This is a genomic window from Blautia sp. 1033sp1_1033st1_G9_1033SCRN_220408 (assembly GCF_040929965.1).
Taxonomy (GTDB): domain Bacteria; phylum Bacillota; class Clostridia; order Lachnospirales; family Lachnospiraceae; genus Blautia_A; species Blautia_A ammoniilytica.
In genome coordinates this window covers 1-24276 of record NZ_JBFKZO010000004.1, presented here as the reverse complement: position 1 = coordinate 24276, position 24276 = coordinate 1, and the positions used below count along the sequence as shown (strand labels likewise).

At 43.5% G+C, this 24276-nt stretch carries 23 protein-coding genes; all 23 read right to left on the bottom strand.

Annotated features, from left to right (window positions below; genetic code table 11):
- Positions 1-177: 177 nt before the first annotated feature.
- On the bottom strand, positions 178-729 hold the full coding sequence (locus AB5916_RS04355; protein WP_368189395.1) for an ECF-type riboflavin transporter substrate-binding protein: 552 nt from the start codon (positions 727-729) through the stop codon (positions 178-180).
- A gap of 183 nt (positions 730-912) precedes the next feature.
- Complete coding sequence (locus AB5916_RS04350) at positions 913-2610, bottom strand: carbon starvation protein A (RefSeq protein ID WP_368189393.1); 1698 nt, start codon at positions 2608-2610, stop codon at positions 913-915.
- 201 nt (positions 2611-2811) lie between these two features.
- Positions 2812-3792 carry a LacI family DNA-binding transcriptional regulator gene (locus AB5916_RS04345; protein WP_262582963.1) on the bottom strand — a complete coding sequence of 327 codons (981 nt, stop codon included), beginning with the start codon at positions 3790-3792 and terminating at the stop codon, positions 2812-2814.
- 84 nt (positions 3793-3876) lie between these two features.
- Positions 3877-4422 (bottom strand): ribose 5-phosphate isomerase B, encoded by a 546-nt coding sequence (gene rpiB / locus AB5916_RS04340; protein WP_158422123.1) that lies wholly within the window; start codon positions 4420-4422, stop codon positions 3877-3879.
- Positions 4423-4490: 68 nt separating this feature from the next.
- Positions 4491-4994 (bottom strand): heme-degrading domain-containing protein, encoded by a 504-nt coding sequence (locus tag AB5916_RS04335; RefSeq protein ID WP_158422124.1) that lies wholly within the window; start codon positions 4992-4994, stop codon positions 4491-4493.
- Position 4995: 1 nt separating this feature from the next.
- Positions 4996-5865 (bottom strand): shikimate dehydrogenase, encoded by an 870-nt coding sequence (gene aroE, locus AB5916_RS04330; RefSeq protein ID WP_368189390.1) that lies wholly within the window; start codon positions 5863-5865, stop codon positions 4996-4998.
- Positions 5866-5933: 68 nt separating this feature from the next.
- Positions 5934-6947, bottom strand: coding sequence for a substrate-binding domain-containing protein (locus AB5916_RS04325; protein WP_368189389.1), 1014 nt, complete (start codon positions 6945-6947; stop codon positions 5934-5936).
- Between the two features lie 129 nt (positions 6948-7076).
- The gene (locus tag AB5916_RS04320; protein WP_368189388.1) at positions 7077-8036 is read right to left on the bottom strand and encodes an ABC transporter permease; all 960 of its coding nucleotides are present in this window, start codon (positions 8034-8036) and stop codon (positions 7077-7079) included.
- A gap of 16 nt (positions 8037-8052) precedes the next feature.
- Positions 8053-9534 (bottom strand): sugar ABC transporter ATP-binding protein, encoded by a 1482-nt coding sequence (locus AB5916_RS04315; RefSeq protein ID WP_158422128.1) that lies wholly within the window; start codon positions 9532-9534, stop codon positions 8053-8055.
- 21 nt (positions 9535-9555) lie between these two features.
- Positions 9556-10647, bottom strand: a complete 1092-nt coding sequence (locus AB5916_RS04310; RefSeq protein WP_368189387.1) for a M24 family metallopeptidase — start codon at positions 10645-10647, stop codon at positions 9556-9558.
- Positions 10648-10938: 291 nt separating this feature from the next.
- Complete coding sequence (locus AB5916_RS04305; protein ID WP_368189386.1) at positions 10939-12792, bottom strand: alpha-amylase family protein; 1854 nt, start codon at positions 12790-12792, stop codon at positions 10939-10941.
- Between the two features lie 48 nt (positions 12793-12840).
- Positions 12841-13935: a Gfo/Idh/MocA family protein gene (locus AB5916_RS04300; RefSeq protein WP_158422131.1), complete on the bottom strand. Its 1095-nt coding sequence runs from the start codon at positions 13933-13935 to the stop codon at positions 12841-12843.
- 87 nt (positions 13936-14022) lie between these two features.
- The gene (locus AB5916_RS04295; protein ID WP_158422132.1) at positions 14023-14919 is read right to left on the bottom strand and encodes an aldo/keto reductase; all 897 of its coding nucleotides are present in this window, start codon (positions 14917-14919) and stop codon (positions 14023-14025) included.
- A 37-nt stretch (positions 14920-14956) separates the two neighbouring features.
- Complete coding sequence (locus AB5916_RS04290; protein ID WP_158422133.1) at positions 14957-15796, bottom strand: carbohydrate ABC transporter permease; 840 nt, start codon at positions 15794-15796, stop codon at positions 14957-14959.
- A gap of 10 nt (positions 15797-15806) precedes the next feature.
- Entirely contained in the window at positions 15807-16706 is a 900-nt protein-coding gene (locus tag AB5916_RS04285) for a carbohydrate ABC transporter permease (RefSeq protein ID WP_202188983.1), read from the bottom strand.
- A gap of 220 nt (positions 16707-16926) precedes the next feature.
- Positions 16927-18213, bottom strand: coding sequence for an ABC transporter substrate-binding protein (locus AB5916_RS04280; RefSeq protein ID WP_158422134.1), 1287 nt, complete (start codon positions 18211-18213; stop codon positions 16927-16929).
- A gap of 262 nt (positions 18214-18475) precedes the next feature.
- Positions 18476-19492 carry a LacI family DNA-binding transcriptional regulator gene (locus AB5916_RS04275; RefSeq protein ID WP_158422135.1) on the bottom strand — a complete coding sequence of 339 codons (1017 nt, stop codon included), beginning with the start codon at positions 19490-19492 and terminating at the stop codon, positions 18476-18478.
- Between the two features lie 552 nt (positions 19493-20044).
- On the bottom strand, positions 20045-20356 hold the full coding sequence (locus tag AB5916_RS04270) for a hypothetical protein (RefSeq protein WP_368189384.1): 312 nt from the start codon (positions 20354-20356) through the stop codon (positions 20045-20047).
- Complete coding sequence (locus tag AB5916_RS04265) at positions 20341-20700, bottom strand: DUF624 domain-containing protein (RefSeq protein WP_368189383.1); 360 nt, start codon at positions 20698-20700, stop codon at positions 20341-20343. Before AB5916_RS04265 ends, AB5916_RS04270 begins: the two co-directional genes overlap by 16 nt.
- A 264-nt stretch (positions 20701-20964) precedes the next feature.
- Positions 20965-21564 (bottom strand): AAA family ATPase, encoded by a 600-nt coding sequence (locus AB5916_RS04260; protein ID WP_158422138.1) that lies wholly within the window; start codon positions 21562-21564, stop codon positions 20965-20967.
- 16 nt (positions 21565-21580) lie between these two features.
- Positions 21581-22936 (bottom strand): SLC13 family permease, encoded by a 1356-nt coding sequence (locus AB5916_RS04255; RefSeq protein WP_368189382.1) that lies wholly within the window; start codon positions 22934-22936, stop codon positions 21581-21583.
- 61 nt (positions 22937-22997) lie between these two features.
- Positions 22998-23441, bottom strand: coding sequence for a hypothetical protein (locus tag AB5916_RS04250; protein ID WP_368189381.1), 444 nt, complete (start codon positions 23439-23441; stop codon positions 22998-23000).
- A 250-nt stretch (positions 23442-23691) separates the two neighbouring features.
- Positions 23692-24276, bottom strand: a 585-nt coding sequence (locus AB5916_RS04245; protein WP_368189380.1) for an RNA-guided endonuclease InsQ/TnpB family protein, incomplete at its 5' end; no start/stop codon positions are given.

Here is a 24276-nt window from a genome sequence, read left to right as displayed (position 1 = left end):
CAGTTAAATGATTCAAACATAACATATTTGATTATAACATAAAAAAAGCTCTTCCACACCCCTAAAGAATATGGAAAAGCCTTCTTCTTAAAATCTAAGCAGATATTCTCTGCACTTACAGTTACAAAACCGCTTAAGATTTTAATATTTCTGATTTTTACTAAGTGCTCTGTCTGATTATTCCTGATCCAGAGAGCCTTTCTTAGCAATGGTCTTGGTATATGCGATCACAAGCAGGATACCTACGATCACAGCTGTAAGGATATTGGATACAGCAGCAAATGCGCCCTGTGCAAAAACCTTGTTAGCAGGCTCTGCATAAATAAGAATATCAAGAACCGGTGCTACTACGATCCAAGCTGCCAAATGTGCAGCAATATTGGAGATTGCAAATGTGGCAATCTTGCCCTTGCCAAAATCACCTTCCTGGATATCCAGCTTCTTGGCAAACAGGCCAACCACAATACCAACAAATGTGGATGCGATTACCCAGCTCCACCACGGACTGCCGCCCCAGGACAAATCAATCAATGTATGTCCGATAAATCCAATCAGTCCACCTGCAAATGGTCCGTACATAGCAGCAAGCAATGCAAGTACTGCATACTGCAGGCTGATATTTGTGTTAGGTACCGGACTTGGGATCGCAACAAAACGTCCCAACACAAAAAACAGTGCTGCACCGATACCAACAGCTACAACTGTCTGAATACTGTTGTTTTTCTTCATAACTCCGCCCTCCTGGAAATGTAAAAGTATTTTGTTTGTAACTGTAATGATATGAAACAGTTACTTTTGTCTTTACTGTAAAGACAGTGTTAGTATACTCCAGTTTTTTGGAACCTGTCAACGTATAAATCCCCAGGCCTGCATCAGCCTAGGAATCTGAAAATTTCAAAGGATACTAAATAGTTACGCTTTTTCTGAATTCTTCCGAGATGCGAAATAGGCTCTCAGAGAATTGATCACGATGGTAAGTCCAAGAATGATCAGCAGTATGGCAATGATCAACTGGAGCCCTTCTACCAGAAAAGTAGCAGAACCTGCCGCAATTGCCTTCACCAGACCAATGGTCCGCTCTGCCAGCGCAGTGCCGGTTACCAGAAGCATGATGATCAGCGGTGGAAACAGCATCTTATTACTTCTTCCTGTAACCTTCATAAATACACACAAGGTGACAAGCACCAGTGCAGATAACAGCTGATTGGCAGATCCAAATAATGGCCAGATATTTGCATATCCGATCCTTGTCAGAACGAAAGCTGCTGCCAAAGTAAGGATCGTTGAAAAATATTTATTGCAGAAAAGCTTTCGCCATCCTTCTGCATGCTCCATATCATCCGTACTGAAAAGTTCCTGGAAGCTCATACGGCCAATACGTGCAACTGCATCCAGGCTTGTCAGTGCCAGCGCAGATACACACATAGTCATAAAACACTGCGCCACGTAAACCGGCACGCCAAACATTTCAAAGAAGCCTGCTACTCCACTGGAAAAAATCTGAAATGGCGTACCTGATGCCGGAGTGCCGTCTGCAGATGCTGCAGCACCGGCTACACAAAGAGCCAGCACAGCCAACAGACTTTCCAGTACCATTGCACCATATCCCACCTTCAGCATATCCTTTTCGTTGGCAACTGTTTTTGAGGATGTACCGGAAGAAACCAGACTGTGGAATCCGGAAACTGCACCACAGGCTACTGTAACAAACAAAATCGGGAACATATCTCCCAATGCATCATTGTGAAATCCAGTAAATGCCGGAAGGTTCATAGAAGGATGTGCTACCAGCAGTCCCAGGGCTGCACCTGCGATCATACCTATAAACATATAAGTAGTCATCGCGTCACGAGGCTGTTTTAACAGCCACATAGGTAATACAGCAGCAAAGAAAATATATACAAATGTAATATAAGTCCATGTATCTTTCCCTGCTATTATGGGAAGCATCATACCAATGGCCAGTGCAGCAACTGTACAGATCAGCCCGGTTACAGTTTCTTTCCAGCCATGGAAATTCATTTTTTTCTGAATCAAACCGAAAATCATTGCAAATCCAATAAACAGAAGAGAAATCGTTCCGGCAGCTCCATTTGTCCTGGCTGCATCTGAAAGAGATGCAACACCATCCGCAACAACATAAGCATTAAAAGTACCTGCAACCATATCTGCAAACGCAGCAATTACAAGTAATGTGAAAAGCCAGCAGAAAAGCAGAAACAGCTTTCTCCCCAGCTTTCCGATATATTTTTCAATCAGGAGTCCCATGGATTTGCCATCATTCTTCACACTTGCATACAAGGCACCAAAATCAGTAACTGCACCGAAAAAAATACCTCCGATCAGCACCCATAAAAGCACCGGCACCCAGCCAAATACAGCAGCCTGGATAGCACCTGTCACAGGCCCTGCACCTGCAATAGAGGAAAACTGATGACTGAAAACAGTCCATCCATCTGTTGGGACATAATCCTGTCCATCTTCAAATTTACGCGCCGGTGTTTTTGCCTTCGGATCAATCCCCCATTTGTTGGCAAGCCAGCGTCCGTACAACACATAAGCAGCAACAAGCAAAACTGCAGCAACTAAAACAATAACTAATGTATTCATCTGTCTTTCTCCCCTCTGTATCATACAGGTAAGATAACGGCTCAATGCCCTTACAGTTACCAGATAAGATACAATTGATGTAAAAATTACCATTGTTTTAGTCCCAAACAATTCAATTGTCAATGCTTTTTGTGTATTTCATCACTTTACACTAAAAAAGAGTTAAAGTAAAAAAATTTTTAATGATTTTTACAAGCTATTTTAACAGGTTTCTCTTTCAATAATATATGGTTCCATAAGAACACATTTTTCCTGTATCTTTTCTTTGCGGATCAGTCGCATCAGATACTCAACAACTGCTTTTCCCAAAGCCTGTTTGGGCTGGGCAACCGCTGTCAGCTCTTTTATGGACAGCTTCCCCATGTCGCTGCCATCAAACCCAAGTATAGACACCTGTTCTGGCACCTGGTACCCATGTTTGATCAGTGCATTCATTGCACCAATTGCAAAATAATCCACGCAGCCAAACACTGCGTCATAATCAAACTTATCCTGCAAAAGCTTCTCCACCCTGTCCATTGCGCATTTAACGGAACGCTCTGGCAGAATTTCATAATGAATCTCATCAGATAAACCGGCAAGCTCCATTGCCTTTTTGTACCCCAGAAGCCTTTTCCTTGCAAAATCGAAATCCAGGTCATATCCTAAAAACAAAATTTTCCTGCGGCCTTTGGAAAGAAGATATTCAGTTCCCATCTGCCCACCTGCAACACTGTCTGACTGCACAGTAAGAAATGCTTCGTCAGCCGCACGATCAATACAGACAATCGGTATCTGTGCGTTCCGGTAGCTGGATAATACGTTGTTTCCACTACCCATCAGGATCAGACCGTCAATATTCCGAGCCAGCAGTCTTCGCAGATTCTTTTTTTCCTTTTCAGGGCTCTGATCCGAATCACATACGATCATACAATAGCCGTACTTGCAGATTGTATCTTCCATCACACGAAGCACTTCAATGGAATAATTGTTTTGCATATCCCACATCACAACCCCTATGGTTTTTGATAGATTTGTTTTTAAACCGCTGGCCAAAAGATTGGGACAGTAATCTACCTGCTTGATAGCATCCTGTATCCTTTTCAGCGTTTCCGGACGGACTGTTTTCTTGCCGCTCAGAACATAAGATACGGTACTTACGGAAACCCCGGCGATCTCAGCTACGTCTTTTAATGTTGACATATCTTCACTCCAGATTATTTCTAATTTTATGAAAAGGGCACCCAATATACTTGGCATGCCCTTTACCGATCAATAACTATATCATCAACCCTTGCTTCTATCAAAGATTTCTGCGTCTGCTAAAGGACCTGTGGAAATCTTTCTTGGCTCTTCATTCCATACTTCGTCATTCATGGTAAGGTTCTCAATATCTTTTATCAGATCCAGAGATCCGTCATGGAAACCTCCATCATAAGGGGTGTTCAGAAAAATCTCAAGCATCTCAATAGCTTCCCACTCACCAATGGTCTTTCCACCCATGCACAGAATATTTGCATTATTATGACGTCTGGTCATCTCAGCCTGATACTGTGTACTGCATAGACCTGCACGGATGCCTTTAAATTTATTTGCTGCCATGCTGATACCGATACCGGTTCCGCAGATCAGTACGCCGCATCTTGCCTCGCCGGAACGAACTGCATTTGCCACCTTTGCTGCAAAAAACGGATAACGGGTTGCCTCAATATCCGGATTATCATCAGATCCACAATCTACATAAGGAATCCCTTTTCCTTCCAGATACTCGATACATTTTGATTTCAAATAATAGCCTGCTGTGTCATTTCCAAGATATACTTTGTCTCCCATATCTGTGTCTTCTCCTTTATATTTAATAATGCCAATCCCTTGCTGTCAGCATCTTCCCCGGCATTCTCTTATGACTCTGCGTGAATCAGCTTAACCTCTTTGCCCAGGAATTTACAAATCCCATATACTGCAGTATTGTGATCTTCGTGATGTTCCAGTCCTGATACTGAAAGTACGCCTACTACACCAACACCATTTACATAGATAGGAAATCCGCCGCCCATCATACTGTACTCATCCGGATCCAGATGTCCATCGACAAACAGATCATCCTGCCCTACAGACTTCATATAATGAATTCGCAGCGTGCTTCTGTGTATCATGTTTACAGAATTGATCTTTCTCTGAAGCCAGATCTCATTAAATCCGTTGGTTCCTGCAAACCCATACCTAAAAACCTGATACCCATTGATCTGAATATCGATTGCAATGGGTAGCTTATCCTCTTTTGCCTTTTTCACAAGAATCTTTCCAAGCTTCCATGCATCATCATTATCAAAATGCTCAAATCGAAGCTCCTCTTCCTGTTTGCAGAGAATGTCATATTTTTCTTTATCACTTAATTTTCCCATATCAATCCTCTAATTCTACTCCGTATTCTTTTGCCAGTGCCTCTTTCATAACCTTTGCATTACAGTCACGGCCGGACCAGAATTTAAAACTGATCACAGCCTGATTAACCAACATGCCAAGGCCATCAATAGTCTTTGCACCGTTCTTCTTTGCCTCTTTCAGGAACATTGTATGTGGATGGTTTGGAATCACATCACATACTACCATCTCAGGCTTTACGGTAGCATAATTAATATCTGGTTTCTGATCTACATTCGGATACAGGCCGATATTTGTAACATTTACAAGAATATCCACATCTTCCGGAACATCCAGGGTATGATCCCAGCAAATGTATTTTGCATTGGCAGATGTTTTCTCATTTACAAGCTTTACCAGTTCCTCTCCTCTGCCAGAACCTGGACGGTTGGCAATAAGGATCGTCTCTGCACCTGCATTTGCAAGCTCCACTGCGATGGCACGGCCGGCTCCTCCAGCTCCCAGCATCATAACTTTCTTGCCCTTCATCTCTACATTTTCATCCTGAAGGGATTTGATAAATCCTTTACCATCTGTGTTCTCGCCATATAATTCACCATCTTTTACCCATACGGTATTAACAGCGCCCATAATGGCTGCATCTTCAGCCACATGGTCCAGATATTTTAATACCTCCACTTTATGTGGAATGGTAAGATGGATACCTTTCATATTCAATGCTGGCAGTGCTTTCATTGCATTCTCAAGATCTTCCGGTTTTACCAGAATGGTAAGATAACGGTAAGGAATCCCCAGGTCTTTAAATGCTGCCTCTGCCACTACTACTGTAGGGTTCTCGTCGATCGGACACCCAAATACACCCACAAGCTCTTCTCTATATGATTTGCCCATAAATATTCTCCCGTTTTTTCAAAACACCGGGGATGTATCTCCCCGGTGTTGCATTTTGAACGAATTACTTACTCAGCATCTGTTGTCTCTGTCTCTTCCTCTGTTGTTGCATCTTCCTCTGCTGTTGCATCTTCCTCTGTTGTTGCCTCTTCCTCTGCTGTTGCATCTGCATCTACATTATCAGCTGTTACAAGCTCAACCTCTGTACCGATAGAAGTTTCAACTTCCTCGCCAGCTGCAATCTTTCCGCAAACCTCTACTGCAGTCTCTCCCATAAGAGCCGGAAGCTGACGAACAGTTGCAGCCTGTGTACCAGCCTTGATTGCATCCAGGTTATCTGCATCTGCATCAAATCCAACGATAACGATGTCATCTCTGTCTGCCTGCTGGCAAGCTTCGATAGCTCCTAATGCCATCTGATCATTGTGGCAGAATACAGCCTTGATATCCGGATTAGCTGTCAGAGCATTCTCCATAACACTCATAGCCTCAGAAGAAGACCAGTTACCTGTCTGAGAAACAACAACTTCAAATTTGTCATTGTCATCCATAATGTTGTGGAAGCCTTCTCCACGCTCGTTGGTAGCACTTGCACCAGCCTGGCCCTGGATCTCAACAACCTGTCCGCCATCCGGAAGCTGATCTACGATGTACTGAGCTGCGATCTCGCCGCCATATACGTTATCAGATGCAATGTGGCAAACAATATCACCACTGTTGGCAGCACGGTCAACTGTAACAACCGGGATACCTGCATCATTTGCCATTGCAACAGCATCACCTGCAGCATCGGAATCAACCGGATTATAAACGATAACATCCGGGTTCTGTGTCAGCAGGTCTTCCATGTTTGTAACGTCCTTTGCAGCGTCATTACCGGAAGAAAGAGAGATCACTTCATACCCTGCATCTTCTGCTGCTTTCTTGAAAGCATCCTCAAGGGTGGAGAAGAACTGGTTTGTGTTATCAGATAACATAAGACCAAGTGTAAGATCCTGTTTCTCGTCAGCAAAGACTGCGGCTGGTGTCACTGTTCCAAGTACCATTGCTGCGGTTAATGCTCCTGCGATAAGTTTTTTCATTTTTTTGTCCTCCCATGACATTATATATTTTATACAGCTTCTGCTGCATAAGTACGGTTTTATATAAATTTCTATTATTGAAGTAGTGCAAAATTTACTTCGTAAATATTCGGGTCCCTTCAATTTTGCTTAGTTGTTACTTTTTCTGTCCATAAGTACAGCTGCCAGGATAACAACACCTTTTACGATAGTCTGCCAGTAGCTGGACACATTCATAATGTTCAGGATATTGTTGATCATACCAATGATAATGGCACCAACAAGTGTCATTGCAATGCGGCCTTCGCCACCTCGTAAGGATGTACCACCAACAACGCAGGCTGCGATAGCATCCATCTCATAGCTTTCACCTGCAGTAGGCTGAGCAGAACCAACACGAGCACACATAACTGCACCTGCAAGACCTGCAAGGATACCACAGATCACATGACACATTAATTTGATCTTGCGTACATTCAAACCGGAAAGATAAGCAGCATCCTCATTGCCACCCACTGCATACATATGGCGTCCGAAAGATGTTTTGTTCTGAACATAGTACACAACAATAAATACAAGTGCCATGATCAGAACCGGCATGTACAGGAATCCAAAAATCCTGCCAGATCCAAGGAATTTAAAGGAAGCAGCACATGCACCCTTTGACATTGCTACTGTTGCACCATTTGTAAATACCAGGGTAGCACCTCTGAATACAGACAGTGTTGCAAGTGTTACGATCATTGGCTGCAGATCAAAGTATGCAATAAACACACCATTGATCAGACCTGCTACAGCACCGATAGCCAGTGTTGCCAGAATAACAACAACCAGCGGAACATCTCTGACAACCAAAGCGGCTGCAATGGCACCGGTAAATCCTACAACTGATCCGATGGAAATATCGATACCGCCCAGGATGATGGCAAAGCTCACGCCTGCTGCCAGAATCGCATTGATAGAAACCTGCTTCAGTACGTTGGTAAGATTACCAACAGAAAGGAATCTGCTGCTGATCAGTGAGAAAATAATGATCTCTGCCAGCAGAATAATAACCTGGCGATAATTGTTTATAAATTTTAATCCTTTATTTGTTGTCTTGCTTTCCATTTCTCTTGTTCTCCCTTTAACTAAGAATCTTATCCATGATCTTCTCTTGTGTTGCCTCTTCTCTGCTCAGTTCTCCCTTTTTCTGACCTTCATGGAGAATCATAATACGATCACTCATACCCAGAATCTCCGGCATTTCTGAAGAAATCATAATCACTGCTTTTCCCTGCCTGCGAAGTTCATTGATCAGAAGATAAATCTCTTTCTTTGCTCCAACATCAATACCTCTTGTAGGCTCATCAAGAATCAGCACCTTGGGATCAGACATCATTGCTTTTGCCAGAATGACCTTCTGCTGATTGCCGCCTGAAAGATTTCTTGTTTTTTGGAAAACAGACGGTGTTTTGATACGCATCTTTTTCACATAATCTTCTGCATATTCTCTGTCTTTTTTCTCATTGATATGACCGCTGCTGGTAATCTTGTCTGATGAAGAAAGAGAGATATTCTCCTTTACATTCATGATCAATACAAGACCGTCACCCTTTCTGTCCTCAGTCATATAATAAATGCCATTCCTGATGGCATCACTTGGGTTTTTGGGATGGATCTGCTGTCCGTCCAGCTCCACGGTACCCTTGTCGTAATGGAAAACACCATATAAAGTCTTGGCTAGCTCTGTACGTCCTGCACCTACAAGACCTGCCACACCCAATACCTCACCGGCCTTGACATCAAAAGAAATATCATGTACATAATCATTACTCAGATTCTTCACGGAAAGGACTGTCTTACCAGGCTTCATTGCCTCATAAGGGAACTGATTCTCCAGCTTACGCCCAACCATCATGCTGATCAGTTCATCATAGGTAAGCTCTGAAACTTTCTTCTCACCGATGAATGCGCCGTCGCGGAGGATGGTGGCCCTGTCACAGATCTCAAAAATCTCTTCCAGTCTATGGGAAATATAAACAACTGCTTTCTTCCTGTCCCTAAGATCATTGATGATCTTAAACAGGCTGACTACCTCTGAATCGGTAAGTGCATCTGTAGGCTCATCCATAACGATCACCTTGGTATCCAAAAGAAGGGCCTTAGCGATCTCAACCATCTGCTGTTGTGCCACAGATAACTCACAGATCTTCTGATCAGGCTTCAGATCTACATTCATGGACTTCAGCATCTCTGCTGTCTTATTGTACATCTGCTTAATATCGATCTTGCCCATCTTATTCTTAAGCTCTCTGCCCAGGAAAATATTCTCATATACTTTCATCTTAGGAATCAGATTAAGTTCCTGGTGGATAATGGAAATCCCGTCATCCTGTGCCTGCCTGGCATTGGTATAATTGATCTCTTTTCCCTTGAACTGGATAGAACCGGCATCACGCTGATACACTCCTGTCAGGCATTTCATAAGTGTACTTTTGCCTGCTCCGTTCTCTCCCAGAAGTGCCATAACCTCGCCTTCACGTACTTCCAGATCCACTCCGTCCAGAGCCTTTACACCTGGGAACTCTTTGCAGACACCCTTTAATTTCAAAACAACTTCGCCCATTTGTTTCTCCTTAATTATTCTTTATAAAACCAAGATACCCGGTCTTAAAATATGCTGCCCTTTGTATGTTACATCTTCGTATACCCAGCTGCCTGTATGAGAGATCACTTCCGGCTTCCCGTCTATCACAATAAAAGTATCCTCTGCCTTAACTCCGGCAATAGTAGGATTCCAAGAAAAAGCCTGATGCTCCAGTACTGTCTCTGTATTGGAAAAGTCTGTACAATAATCCCTGGTAGGATAACCAAGAGCGCCGCCCTGATGGTGAAGATGGAAATCTTCCCCATATCCCTCTTCTTCATAAACCTTCTTACCAGCCTCCAGTACATCCTTGGCCTTAACACCGGGTACTGTAGATAAAATATATGCTGCATCTACTTTAAGCACTGCATCCAGCCGTTTCTTCTTGTCCTCATCCACCTGGCCAAAAGAAACCAATCTGGTAAGAGATACCGTAAGGCCATATTTCTGTGGACAGATGGCAACCATCATATATTTCTCTACACGATTGTCTGTAGGAATGGGGTGGCGGTATTTCTTAAGACGTTCATCTGCTGCTACCAGCGTAACCGGCATCTGATATCCTTTTGCAAAAAAAGCACCGTTCACCATACCGGCTACTTCCATCTCAGAGTCACCCTTCTTAATCTGTCGGCAGCAATCCTCAAGAATCTGTGCTGCTTCAGGTCCGATCATGCGGAAACGGGCAACCTCTGCATCTGTAAGCACGTAACGCAGGTGCTGGATATCTGTTCCAATATCCTCCCCATAGCATCCATTGTCGCTGGCTACCTTCTTACCTGCCAGATACTGCTCCAGGACCTTTGCCTCACTTTCATGCCAAAGGTATGGGATCAATTCAAATGTACCATCTGTCAACTCCTCATCCATTACACGGTATCTCTCACTTGAATTACAAACCACATAATTCTGTTCTGCAGTGATCATGATCTTGGATGCCGCTGGTCCTGACTTATCTACAAAAGCGCTCTTACCACCGGTAATCCAGAAAAAATTCTCGTTCTTAGAAAGCAGGACCACATCCAGGTGCTTCTCCTTCATAAGTCCTCTCACTCTGTCAAGCTTAACCTGAACTTCATCTGTTATGTTCACTCTCTACTCCTCCTCTCTTACAAGCAGCCTGCGTAACTGCGAAACTGCCTGATGCCTTAGCTGTTATAAGACAAAAGCACATCTGGCGGCTACTAATTTGCACAATAAATACTTTTATCAATCGTTTGACTATGTACTGATTATATAAATTTTATTCTCTTTTGTCAATCGTTTGACTTTAATTTTTATCAGCTTTGTGTAAGTAATACAAATCAAAAACCGCATATTTAGTAATTAATACCAAATACGCGGTTTCATCATTAAGAGGGCGTTATTTTTTAATGATTATTTTTAATGATTGTATTTTCTGTAAAACCAACGGCATCCATAGCCAGAAAGATGATTTCCTGCTGCTTCCATGGTCATGCCGCTAAGCAGGTCTGTATATTTCCTGCCTTCATCCATTGGCATCCATACCTCATCCAATTCATACTCGCTGAAATTGAAATATGCACGGATCTCTTCCCCGTCCAGGTAACGGCCGATACCAAGCACATGGGAATAGCCTGTGTCAAATGTCCACACATCCGCTTTTCCGTTAAATACCGGATGCTGTTCACGAATCTCTTCCATTTTTCGGAGTGTATGGAAAATCTCCATGGAAACCCTGTAATTCTTATCTGTTTTTTTCAGCTTTTCCCACTGAAATTTTCCCCTGTGCAGATAACGGCTGTCTGCACATTTATCAGGATTTTCTTTATAGCTGTAGTCATTCAACTGACCAACCTCATCCCCACTGTAGAGGACGGGAATTCCGCTCTGGATCAGAAGATATGCATGCAGCATCAGATCACAGGCAACTGCCCGTTTCACTTTATCCGGATTGTTTTCGTACAAGGCAGTCTCCAGTCCGCACAGAGAAGCAGTTGTTCCGCACAGCCGGGCATCCCCCAGCCTTGGATCGTCATTATAAAGCTCACCTCTTGCATCTGAGTCATACCCTCTTCCGGTAAGCACATCGTTCAGATACTTTTTATGTGGCACTTCCTCAATGCCAAACTGCTTCAGCCAATCATAGTCCAGCCCCCATCCGATGTCATCATGACATCTAAGATAATTCAGGAAAACATATTCCTTGGGAAGAGCACATACCTGATCCATCTGTCTTCTAAGAAGACTCACATCCTTTGTGGCAATGGTATTCCAGGTACTTGCCATAGTTGTAACATTGTAAAGCATATGGCATTCCGGTTTATCAACGCTGCCAAAATAAGGCAGTACCTTGGCAGGCTCCATCACCACTTCTCCCAGAAGCAGTACTCCCGGGCATACAATCTCACTAACCAGGCGCATCATACGTACAAGAGTATGGACCTGTGGCAGATTTCTGGATTTTGTTCCCAGTTCCTTCCATATATAAGGTACTGCATCCAAACGGATCACATCGATTCCGCAATTGGTAAGGAACAGCATGTTATCCACCATATCATTAAATACCATGCAATTTGCATAATTAAGATCCCACTGATATGGATAAAAGGTGGTCATCACTACCTGGTTGCAATCCGGCAGCCAGGTGAAATTCCCAGGTGCGGTGGTTGGAAAGACCTGGGGTGTTGTTTCTTCATACCGGTTGGGAATATCCCAATTATCATAAAAGAAATACCGGCTTCTGGCCTGTGGATCTCCGGCTCTTGCTGCTTTTGCCCAGGCATGGTCTTCACTGGTATGGTTCATTACAAAATCCAGACAGCAGCTGATTCCCTGCTCATGGCATAAAGAAGTCAGCTCCTTCAGGTCTTCAATGGTTCCCAGCTCCGGCTTTACCTTTCTGAAATCAGCCACAGCATATCCTCCATCATCTCTGCCTTTCGGGCTTTCCAGCAAAGGCATCATATGGAGATAATTTACACCACAGGATTTTACATAATCCAGCTTTTCCTTTACCCCCTGCAGCGTACCTGCAAATGCATCTGTGTACATCATCATACCCAGAATATCATTGCCTTTGTACCAGCCGGGATCTTTCTCCCGCTTCCGGTCAATTTTCCGTAATGGTACAGGGCGTTCCACATAATTCTGATACATACGCTGTATCAGATAAGCAAAGCCTTCCTTTTGTCCCGGATACAGCTGCTCATATAAAGATCTCAGTTCCGCCTCCCGGCATTCATATCGATTTCTAAATTCCGGTTTCCACTTCATAGGGTCAGACATTTTTCACACTCCTGTTTCACTGGCTCTTTTTTGCCATCAAATCTTTAAAGCTGCATCCCAAGGCTGTTTCTCAGTTACCACAGGCTTATATGGATCAGCCATTGCCTCTTCCATTTTCAGGCAAAGGTACATATCCTGAAGCGCATCTGCAAGAGAGTAGATTTCTTTTCCACTCTTTACATACTCTGACATACCAAGAAGCAGACTTCCTACAGCAATCTCATCATCATTCAGTCTGGCATTAACAAATGGTGTCTTATAAAGGAATTTTTCCCCAAGCATAATCGCAAAATGGGACCACTCCTGATTACCATAAACGCCAAGGTCGATCCTGTTCAGTTCCTGTGTTACAGGGATATTCTCTGGTGTAAGATAACGAATGGTAAGATCATCGATCTCTCCTCTGTCTCCCTGAACGGACAGCTGACGGGTACGGATAAAGGAATGATACTGTGCCGGATCAGAGAAATCAAAAAATGCCACCTGTCCGTTTTCAAATTCCAGAGTCACACGATCTCTTGGGCATACAAAGGTTTCTCCATCAAAAGCCATTCCCTCACGGCCATAAGTCTCTGTCACAGAAAAATGATATCTTTTTCCGTACATGGTACATTTCTGTCCCTTTGTGCCAAGCATCCATCGGATCATGCTGATCCCGTGATATCCATGCAGTGCAGAAATATTAATATTTTCCACATTTCCGATCAGTTTCATATCTGCAATGGCTTTATGCCAGGATGCATACAGCGGCTGCAGGAAATACTGCTCTGCCACCTGGATTTTAGGCTGATATTTCTCATAAGCACTCCACAGCTTCTGCAGATCCTCCTGACTTTCTCCAGGAGGTGTTTCTGTAAGTACAGGAATACCTTTTTCAAACAGTTCAAGCAGATAATCTGTTACGCAGCCACGTTTGATTGCCAGAACAACAAACTCCGGCTCATCTTTCATCAAAGTATCAACTGTATTTACTACTTTGACGCCAAATTTTTCACTGAACTTTCTGCCTTTTTCTTCATCTCTTATCAAAACAGCTGTCAGATCAAATTTTTCCGGAACAGCCTTTGCAATACGGATATAAAATTCGGCACGCCATCCGGAACCAATTACCGCATATTTTACTTTTCCCATTTTATGTCTACTCCTCTTTTCGTTTAGGCAGCACGAAAAGGGACTTCTCCCTTTTCGTACAATCTTATCCTATACAAGAATCTATGATCACGGCACATCAAATCCGCGGGATGCAGCCAGGATCGCATACCACTCATCATAGGTAAGCTCAAGCTTCAGTGCATCCACTGCATTTTTCACACGATCCAGGTTCATGGTTCCGGTGATCGGCATGATCTTAGCCGGATGACGAAGAACAAATGCATACATAACCACATCCATGCTTACCTGATGTGCTTCAGCGATCTTCTGGATCTCTGCGCGAAGACGTACAGACTGCTCATCCTCACCCTTGAATACGCTGCCGCCGCCAAGCGGGGACCATGCCATAAGGCCTGTCTGGTTCATCTGTGCATTGTCTACAACACCGTTGAAGAAATTGTAAGTAGCTTTTACAGAGAACTCCATCTGGTTTGCAACGACCTTAACCGGCAGGTATTTCTGAAGTGCTTCCAGCTGTGCAGGCTCATAGTTGGATACACCAACATTGAGGGCTTTTCCTTCTTTTACGATCTGTGCCAGGGCCTCAGCAGTCTCCTGTGGATTGCTCAGCACATCCGGACGATGGATCAGAAGAAGATCTACATGGTCTGTACCCAGGCGCTCCAGAGATGCATCCATCTCAGCCAGGATATTTTCCTTTGTGGAATCATAATAAATATGGGAATTTCCCTTCTGTCCCGGTAAAATAATACCTGCTTTTGTAACGATTTTCATTTTGTCACGAAGAGAAGGATCTTTTCTAAGTACCTCATCTCCGAAAATTTTCTCACATTTGCCAGCTCCATATACCGGTGCATGGTCGAATGTATCAATACCCAGGTCCATGCAGCCATGAACGAAAGCACGAAGCTTATCACCGTCCATCCCTGCATCCAATGTACGCATGCAGCCTGCGATAATGCGGCTGAATTCCAGTTTTTCTGTCAGTGCGATATGTTCCATTATATTATTTTCCTTTCTACTGAATAGTTTCCAAAAATCAACCTTTCATACCACCAGTTGTCAGACCTGCTACAATGTTCTTCTGGAAAATAAGTACCAGTGCGATCAGTGGCAGTGTGCAGACAATGGAAGCTGCTGCCATATCTCCCCATGGCAGCTGATAGTTGCTTGGGAAAAGAGCAATTCCAACAGGTACTGTTCTCATTGCATCTTTGCTCATAAATGTAAGTGAATACAGATACTCATTCCAACAGTTGATAAATACCAGAAGTCCTACAGAAAATGTAGCCGGTTTGATCAGCGGAAGCATGATCTTTACAAATGTCTGGAAATGACTGCATCCGTCAATTGCTGCTGCTTCCTCAAATCCTTTTTCAATCTGGGAGAAGAAGTTGGTCATCAGCCAGATTGCCATTGGAAGGGAAAATCCGATATAAGTAAGGATAAGTCCCTGGTAGGTATTCAGCAGGTTCATATTTTTCAGGATCAGATACAGTGGTGACAATGTTGCAATGGTAGGGAACATGGATACTCCCAGGATCACCATCAGTAAAACAGCCCTGCCTTTAAAATGAAGGCGTGATAATGCATAAGCAGCTGATGCGCCGATCAGCAGACTGAGCAGTGTGGCAGAAGTTGCCACGATCAGACTGTTCAGCATATATCGTGCAAACGGATGCTTTGTAAATACATTCACATAGAACTGGCCATGGAAATAGCTTGGGATCCATTTCGCAGGCATCTCTGCAATCTCATTTAATGGTTTCACGGAAGTCAGGAACTGCCAGATAAAAGGAAGCAGCAGTAAAACAACGAATGCTGCAACAAATATATAAAATGCAACCCATCCTACTGTACGTTTTGTTTTCTTACTCATAAATACACCTCTACTCTGCAGTCAAATCTTTCTTCAGGAAGCACATGTAAATCAGACTGATTCCAAATACAATAATAAAGATCAGAATGGCAAGTGCTGAACCATAACCGAAATTCAGGAAGGTCATCAGCTGCTTGTATGCATACATGGCAATACTCTCTGTACCATTGGCACCGCCTGTCAATACGCTTACAAGGTCGAATACACGGAATGCATCCAGTGTTCTGAACAGAAGTGCAACCAACAGGGATGGCTTTACGATGGGCAGCGTGATCTTGAAAAATCTCTGGAATACATTTGCACCATCGATTTTTGCCGCCTCATACAGTCCCTCGTCAATAACCTGCAATCCGGCCAGAAGCAGCAGCGCCATATACGGTGCCGTTTTCCATACATCCGTGATCACCATAGCCATAAAGCTTCCGCTCCTTGTACTGAGCCATGCTTTATATCCGTCAATGATGCCAAGTCTGTAAAGAATATCATTAAACATACCATACTGATCATTGTAGATAAATTTCCACATCATAGCAGATACAGATGTGGGAATTGCCCAAGGCACAAGGATCGCTGCACGTACCAGACCTCTTCCCTTAAATGCCCGGTTCATGATCAGAGCTGCTGCAAAGCCGATGATCAACTCCAGTGCCACCGTTGCAATTGTAAATTTCAGTGTGAACATAATGTCCTCACCGGCACGGCTGTCGGACAGGATTTTTGCATAATTTTCAAGTCCGATCCATGGAAATCCTGTCTGTGGCCTTTTCAGGTTCATCTCATGAAAGCTGAGCCAAAAGGTACGCAGAATAGGGTATGCCTGGATCACTCCCAGAACAACAAGGGCAGGAGCAAGCATAGCCCATGCAGTTCTTGCCTCCTTAACCTGCGATTTCATCTTTTTCGTTTTCAAGGTTTTATTCCTCCATTGCCTGTCTCAAAAACAGGGCTGCTGCAATAAACAGCCGCTGTGAATAAATATGCATTTTATTCATCAGTGCGTATTTAGTGCAGCAGCCCCGGTAATAACTATCTTGTAAAGCGGAAATTTGCAATCCGCTCCGCTACTTGCTCATGAACGCGGTCGCTTTGCGATCTGCGTTCAAAATTACTTTCCGGTCAGACTTCTATAATTACTGAAGTCCTTCTGCCTCTTCCTGAAGTGCATTTAATGCGTCTTCTACAGGGGTCTCTCCAGTCAGAGCTGCATGTACGTTTCTCTGGATTGCATCAGATAATAAGGAGTAATCCGGAGTAGATGGACGGCCTTTACCAGTCTCGATGATTGAATAGAAATCTGTGTAGAATGGGATCTGCTCAAGTACATCTGCATCAGAGTAAACAGCTTTTACTGTCGGCGGCTGAGAAGAGCTGAGGCAGAATGCTTTCTCTTCTTCCTCAGAAGATAACCATTTGATGAATGTCTTAGCTGCTTCTTTGTGCTCGTCGTCAATGTATGTATTTACAGCAAGGTCAAGACCGCCAAGGCAGCTGTGTGCTGTATCGCCTTCATTGTATACAGGAAGCATTGTCATACCAACTTTTCCTGCAACTTCAGACTGCTCTGCATCGTTAAATGTATTCCATGTACCGGACCATGTACGGCATGTGAGAGCTTTGCCCTCCTGGAATACCTGCTGTGACTCTGTCTCAGCATATGTGGTTGTTCCTTCCGGAGCATATGTTCCAATGTAATCATGCATCAGCTGTGTAGCATCGATTGCTTCCTGAGTATTGCATGTAGGATTTCCGTCCTCGTCAAGTACACTTGCGCCGAAGGATGCAAGGAACTCAACCCAGTTGCAAACCATAGCCTCGCTCTGTGCTCCCTGGTAGCAGAATGCATAATCAATACCGGAATCTTCGCCAAGCTTCTCATATACATCGATCCATCCCTGATATGTGGTTGGAACTTCTGTAATTCCCAGATCCTCAAGTACATCTGTACGATAGAACAGTGCAGATGCGTTTGTGAACCATGGTGCTGCATAAAGCTTACCATCGTATTTTGCACCTTCTACTGTACCATCCAGGTATGCGCTCAGCTCATCCTCTGTGTACAGATCATCCAGTGCCTCGACCCATCCGGCAGATGCAAACTCTGCTACGTAAACAACATCAAGTGCCATAACATCGATGCTTGTATCCTCAGATACCATCTTGTTTACAAAATCATCATGAAGGTTGTTAGCGTCCTGTGGAAGATGATAGGACTGAACCTCGATCTTGTCCTGGCTCTCGTTGAATGCCTTGATTGCTTCTTCTGTAGGAGTGCCAACGCCCTCATCAAAAGCAAAAGTAAGTGTGATCTTGTCGCCGGATGCGTTTTCCTCATCTGCAAAGACGAAAGCAGACTGAGATGCAGTCATAGCTGCGATCACGCCAAGTGCTGTAGCTCTTCGTAACATTGTTTTTTTCATGTTATATCCTCCTTAGATATATGATTTTTTATCTTGCACCCTTTCGGGAACAGTTTCTTAAATTTTTTCTGAAAAAGGCCGCAGTTTTCCCGTAGGAAAGCGCTTACCCACTTTCTAAAAAAGTATCCTGCCTGATAACAGCTGATGTTACAAAGCAGGATGCCTGTGCTCATCAGAAATGAACAAATCTTTCTATTATTACTGCTTAACTATGATACCTGTGGATTATTTCATACTTTATAATCTTACAATTCTTGTATCATCAAATCTTTTTAACGCTGAATCTGCGGATGATCTTGTGAGGAACATATGTAAGCTTCTCAGTGGTTTTCTCCTGGTTTTCAATCAGGGAAAACAGCTCTTCGGCTGCTTTCTTGCCCTCATCATAATAAGGAATCCGTACCGTAGATAATGCAGGGGTCACATACATAGAAACCTCAGAATCGTCGATCCCCATAACGGAAATGTCTTCCGGTACCTTCATGCCAAACTTGGCAATGCACGCCTGAGCGCCAACCGCCGTCATATCACAGCAGGCAAGCACAGCTGTAGGAAGTACCATGCTCTCCTCATAGATCCGCTGCATAGCCTTTACTCCACTGTCGTAGGAGAAATCACCGATGGTAATATAGGACTCCGGTATCTCCAGTCCTAACTTATCTACTGCCTCGCGAAAGCCCTGAAGCCTTAATGTCCCAGAAGAATAGTCCTCCTTAGGTCCACTGATATAAGCGATGCGCTTATGTCCATTGGCTGCCAGAAACTCTACCGCATCGATCACAGCTTTCTTATTGTCATGGATCACTGTATTGATCTTTGTTTTTCCGTCAGAAGCCTGCTGTGTAAGAAGTACCACAGGAAAATCCAGATCCAGCATCCATTTCACACAGTCACTGTCAATGTTCATACCTGCCAGCAACACTCCGGATACCCTCTGCTCCTGCATTCTCTCAAGCAGCACCTTTTCTTTCTTCCTGTCTCCGTCCGACTCACAGATCATTACTGTAAAGCCTTTCTTCTGACAGACACGGTTGATTCCTTTAATGCTTGTAGAAATAACCGAATTGGAAACGTCCCGCACGATCACGCCAATGATATTGGACTTATCTGTTGCCAGTCCTTTGGCAAATGTGTTGGGTTTGAACCGGTTCCTTTCTACCGCATCCAGAACTCTTTGTTTCAGTTCCGGGCTTACCGCCTTTGTATCGTTGATCACTCGGGATACGGTAGCGATGGAAACCTTTGCCTCGTTTGCAATGTCTTCAATCGTAACTGCCATGCCTTATTCCTCCGCTTATCAGGAAAGCCCTTTCCTTGATTAAGAAGTTATCACTCTTTCCTGTTTTTGTCAATAATATTCTAAACTTTTCCTTGCTTTTTGATCGTTTTCGTCACTATGCATAGTTTTGAATGTTTGTTTTTGGATACTTTTCCGGCTTTTCCCGCTGTTTTAGGTAAGCGTTTTCTTCGCTAAGGCCTTCTATGCTTTTCTGTACACTTCTATTCTTATCATATTGGATCAAAAGCCCACGGCTATGATACCTGCAGATTGCTTCATACTATGCACTCCCATAATCCTACCCTATATTCGCATATCACAGGAAATTCAAGAATGCCTCGGCATTCTTGCTGCGAGGTGCGCGTCATGCAATTGCATGACTTACTTCTCCTGCGCACCTCTGCAATCCTGCCGGAGGCTATATCAGCTGGGGGATTGACTCCCACCACTGATACCAGCTTGTTTCTCACCACCTATAGAGGTGGGAGTCATCTCCCAGCTGATATTCCACTTTTATGCTCATAGTCTATGTCTTGCCTCATATCCTTGTTTCTAATCTTCCTCGCTGAACAGCTCCGGAAGCAGCGGCTTCAGTGCCCTTCTGTGTAATCCTACACAGACGTAGGCAGGACAGGAAAACCAGAAGAGAAGAATCAGCGGCAGCATACGCAGCATAAGTGATACAGACATCATAAGTACCGAAAGAACTGAAGCAGTGAGAAGTGTAGTCAGGATCACCAGAGGAAATTTGGCCAGAGCCAGCAGAAAACTGTTTTTCAACTCATCTTTATTCCATTTTTCTGTTTTAGCTGCAATAAATGCTGAATACTGAAAGATACCTGACAGGATCAGGAAAAGTACCACATAAATCCCGCAGAATAAGATACGTCCTGTCCTGTCCCTTCCATGGTTTTCAAAACATAATTCACATTAAAGCCAAGCCCAATGCAGCATACCAAGATCACGGTCCCGATCGGAATCATAGGCTTCAGGCTTTTTTTGAACACCTGGAAGAACCGTTTTGCTGAAAAACAACCTTCACCGTGAACATGCATTTCATTCATACTGTCTGTCATGGCTGCGTAGGAGGCTCCCATGGTCACAACCGGCAGGGAGCATAAGATGAAGAGCAGATTGATCTCTGCCAATTCCAGAAGGATGGTCATAAATCTGAACAATGGGGAGTCTGTACCAAAAAATCGTTTCATTGTCTTTTCCTCTTTCTTGTGTATTTTCCTAGTTGAACATTTTTATAATGGAATGTGATAACAGCCAGGAAAGTGCTTTCCCGATTATCTTATATCTATATTTATCCAATTCCCGGTATGTTGTCAAGCCCTAACCTTACCGCACTTTCTGTTTCAATGAAAATAGCGCAGCCTTTTTAAAGACTGCGCCATTTCCTGATTGGCATTTTTTGGTTTATTACTTTTATTGCTTTTATTACTTTTATTATTTTTATTGTTACAGGTTTATTTTGTTCCTTTCATGCGTCTGTCAATGTAGTCTGCCAGGAAATCCACGCTTCCCTCAAGTCCTAACTTACTGCTGTTCAGGCTCAGATCATAAGTATGGGAATCTGACCATTTTGATTTACAGTGACTGTCATGGTATTTCTTTCTTTTTCTGTCTTTTTCTCTAATGAATCTTTCAGCTTCTTTCTCGCTTTTTCCATAAAGATGCTGCACACGGGCTACTTTACTTTCCATGTCACCAATGATAAAGACAGAAACCAGTCCTTCATAATCTTTCAGAATGGTTTCAGAGCAACGGCCTACGATCACAAAAGACTGGCCTTTCTCTGCTTTATCCAGAAGAAAGTTAAACTGCATGTTTGCCACATTGTCGGCCGGTGAACTGCTCATCCCATTGATAGAGCGGTACAAAAATTTGTTGTGCTTCATTTCGTCATATTCCTGAAGCTCCTGGCTATCCATATTATGACTGGCAGCCACTTCATCCAAAAGATTGTGGTCATACAGCGGCAGTCCATAACGCTTCGCCAAGCGCTCTGCGATCTCATGTCCTGCACTTCCGAACTCTCGTCCGATTGAAATAATTAACTGCTTCATCTTCTCTTCCCTCCCATCACGGTAAATAACGTACATATATCATAACCATGGAGATCAGAATCACAAGTATGGTCGCCGGAGCCATAGATTTGCAATATCTTCCCCACTTGATCATATGACCGCTCTTTGCTGCTGTGGCAATACCCACAACATTGGCAGATGCTCCGATCGGTGTGGCACTTCCTCCAATATCGGTTCCCATAGCAAGTGCCCATGCAAGGATAGAAATCTCAATTCCCTGCGTAGCTGCCAGACTGTTGATCACCGGGATCATGGTAGCAGCAAATGGAATATTATCAATAAATGCACTTGCAATTGCAGATACCCAGATGATAATGGCAATCATTACTTTCAGATTACCTCCACTGACATTTCCGATAAAGCCAGCCAGCAACGTAAGGATTCCGGTCTTTTCCAGACCGCCTACGACGACAAACAGTCCTACAAAGAACAGAAGGGTTTTGTAATCTACTTTCTTCAGAAGATCAAGTGCATCTCTTCCTGCTGTAAGCAATGTGACAAGAGCAATGAATACTCCAATGCAGGATACGGTAAGTCCAGTCTGGGAATGTGTTACCAAAAGAACCACTGCACACAGGAAAATAATCCAGCTGATCACAAATCCGCCTTTACTGGTAATAGCCTCTGAAGGATCCGGATAATCTGCCGGATTCTTTGTGACGGTATTAGAGGTCAGTTCCTTTCTGAATACCAGATAGAAATAAATCACAACTGCAACAAGAGATACAATTGCGATCAGACCTGTATTGGTCACAAAGTCAGAAAATGACATTCCCAGGGATGTTCCAATGATAATGTTTGGCGGATCTCCGCACATAGTAGCCGATCCACCAAGATTTGCGCAAAAGATCTCAGACAGGATCATTGGCACAGGGTTAAACTTTAACAGCTGGGACAGTTCCACCGTAACAGCTGCCAGGAACAGGATCACGGTAATGCTGTCGATAAACATTGCAAGTACAAAGGAAAGTACCATAAATGTGATAAAAATCGGGATGATCTGATATTTGACCATCTTGGCGATCTTCATACACAGCCAACGGAAAAATCCGGATTTGGCCATACCTTCCACCATAATCATCATTCCGGCAATAAATACGATGGTTTCCCAGTTAATACCGCCAGAGGATTCACTGGCCTGTCCGGTTGTGTGCCAGAATGCTTCTGTGAAAAAGGTTTTCAGGTTCAAGGTATCTATAATCGCACTTGGGCTACGCATACAGATACCAAAAATAACTACCAGGGTCAGAAGAGCACATCCCAACGTCACAATGTGTCTTTCCCAAACTTCTGTAATAATTAAAATGAACATTGCCAGAAAAATTATTACAGCCAATATCTGTGATATCATTCTCTCTTTTCCTCCATATATGTATCTTGGATATCATTATCCTTTTTCCGTATACAGAAGATCAGTGCTTTCTTCCATCCTGCTGATGTATATATCTTATGATCTGACTTCGTCCACCCACATTGCAGAGAATGCAGAACCGTCTTTTCTTTTCCATGTAATGAAAATTTACCAAAAAACAGATTGCCGCCAAAACGATCAGGCATACCGCAATGCCGTTCCTTTGCAGATAACGTCTTGCCTCTTCCAGGAACTCACAAGCCTGACGAAGACCGGACGGCTCTTCTGCGGTGTCCTGATTACTTCTTGCAAGTTCCGGTGACATCAATGAAACTAAAGCCGGGCTCTGTTCCAGACGTCCAACTGCTTCGGCCTGCACATCTGCAAAGTACGCCCCTGCAATGACCATAATGATCCCCAGTGCGAAGCATATGAACTTTTGTATAATAGCCTGTCTGTTCATTGAACCCACCTCTGTATCCTGAAAAATTGCTTCGTATATCATAGCACAGGAAAAAACTTGTTTCAATTCTTTTTAGAAGGTGAAAACGCTGAAAAAAGCGCCCATTACTACGGGTAAAATGAACAGTAGTGACATACTCCCACCACTTAAATCTCTAATTTTGAAGTGGGGGCTTCTTGCTCAATGGCTCTACTGAGCCAAGTATCTACAAGCTATCCTCGCGTGCCCCGCGATTCTTTTGCCCGGACACGGGCATATTTTCTTATTTTTCTATTGTCCGGATACGGACAGTTTATGCAATCAACATCCTTCTTGCCTCTTCTCGGATGTTGATTGCTGCATTACGATCTCTATCCATCTCATTTCCACACGCACAGCGATAGACTCTTTCGGATAATTTCAGTTCTTTCTTTATCCTTCCACATTTACAGCATTTTTTACTGGAAGGAAAGAAACGGTCTACCTTTACCATTTTCTTTCCTTTCCACGCCAGTTTATAGTCTAACATTTCCCTGAACATTCCATATCCATTATCCTGTACGCTTTTTCCGAAATGCAGACACTGCCCCATTGCTTTCATATCGATATTTTCCACTGCAACTGCATCATAACTGTCTGCGATCTTTCGACTAAGTTTGTGCAGATAATCTCTTCGCTGATTTCGTATCTTTTCATGACATCTGGCAACTTTCTTTTTCTGCAGTTCATAATTATGGCTTCCTCGTACGCATCTTGACAACTTTCGTTGCTCCCTCGCCAGCCTTTTTTCATTTTTTCTGAAGAAACCTGCTTCTCCCGTTTCAATCTTTTCTGAAAATACTGCCATTCCCTGCATTGCATAATCAATTCCAAGTATCTTTGCAGTACTGTAATCTGG